Below are 1,473 nucleotides of genomic sequence, written 5' to 3' on the forward strand. Positions count from 1 at the left end.
CTAGTACAACATCCCGTAAATACATTTAATAATTATCGGGCTGCAGATAGGGCTGCAGCAGCGTGACCACCACATCGGCCATCTCGTCGAGCGAACCCGTGCCCGGAAGCGGCTCCCAACGCCCGCTATAGCTACGAAAGGCAGCGCCATACCGATTGCGCCCGAGCTCAGTTAGCCGCGCCACGACGGTTGGCTCGTCGTCGTCCAGACGCTTGATCAGCAGGTGACGCCCGTAAGCTTGCGTGACGATCTGCTCGTGGCCGAGCAGGCTGCGCAGTTGACGCTGCAGTTCAGCAGCGTAGTGTTTGGCGGGTAAAGCTGGCATCTGCGCTCCTCGATTACGATGCGCCGCTTTGCAGCGGATAGCCCCGGAAACTCCATTTGAAGGGGCGGGCAGCCTGATTGTGCTCGCCGACGAACTGCTCGGTGCGCTCGCGCAGGTGCGCGGTGCTGATGTGGCTGGCATGGCGCAGCACCCGGCGGGTATAGCGGGCAAACCAGAGTTCGATCTGATTGACCCAGCTCGCGTGCAACGGCGTGAAGTGGAAATGAAACCGCTTGCCATGCCGCGCGTTGAACGCCTGCCAGACGGCCTGGGCGCGATGCGTGTTCAGGTTGTCCCAAACCACGTGTACCTGTTTGTCTGGGTACTCGGCTGCCACGCGCTCCATGAAGGCCACCAGATCGTCCTGGGTGCGCCGCTCGCGGCACTCTGCCAGCACCGTTCCGGTATGCACATCGAGCGCGGCAATCAACGCTTGGGTGCCGTGACGGATATATTCGAACTCACGGCGACGCAGCCGTCCTGGCGCGGGCGCCCGTCCCGCGTGCTTGCGCTCAATGGCCTGAATGCCGGTCTTCTCGTCGATGCTGAGCACGACCGCGTTTCGCGACGCCTTGCGGTACAGCTTGCAAATCACGTTGACCTTCTCGCGAAACGCCGGGTCTGGACTGTGCAGCCACTGCTGGACCCGATGCGGGCGTACGTCGCCGGCCTGCAAAATGCGCTGCACGTGACTGCGGCTGATCTGCTCGACGACGCCGCGCTCCACAGCGCGTGCCGCAATCTCGTCGAGTGTCGGCGTGGACCGTCCCTCAGGTTCCTGCGCTTCACACGCCAGCGCAATCAACTGCAATCGCGCTTCGTGCGTGATGCGTGGCGGACGGCCACTGCGCTCGGCCTCGCGAATACCCTGGACACCTTGCCGGGCAATACGCTTGCGCCACAGGCAGACCGTTTGCACCGAGACACCCAATTCCCGCGCAATCACCGTACTGGAGTGTCCCTCGTGGGCCCACAACGCGATACGCTCGCGCATTACATCTCGCTGCGCGGCCGTCTTCCGCTCAATCAGCGATAGCAGTTCCTGTCGTTCTTTATTCGCCAGCTTCACTGGCGTTGCATGGCGGCCTCGGCTCATCGAGAGATGATAACCGAGGCAAATTATTATTCAACCTATTTACGGGATGTTG

The 1,473-nt window shown here is 61.8% G+C and carries 2 protein-coding genes; both read right to left on the bottom strand.

All coding sequences use genetic code 11. The annotated features are described in order from the left end of the window. Nucleotides 1-25: 25 nt before the first annotated feature. The gene (locus tag AB4Y42_RS43910; protein WP_368697846.1) at nt 26-325 is read right to left on the bottom strand and encodes a hypothetical protein; all 300 of its coding nucleotides are present in this window, start codon (nt 323-325) and stop codon (nt 26-28) included. A 13-nt stretch (nt 326-338) separates the two neighbouring features. Continuing rightward, nucleotides 339-1,421 carry an IS630 family transposase gene (locus AB4Y42_RS43915; RefSeq protein WP_368697847.1) on the bottom strand — a complete coding sequence of 361 codons (1,083 nt, stop codon included), beginning with the start codon at nt 1,419-1,421 and terminating at the stop codon, nt 339-341. Nucleotides 1,422-1,473 lie beyond the last annotated feature (52 nt).

This window comes from Paraburkholderia sp. EG286B, from assembly GCF_040965655.1.
Classification (GTDB): domain Bacteria; phylum Pseudomonadota; class Gammaproteobacteria; order Burkholderiales; family Burkholderiaceae; genus Paraburkholderia.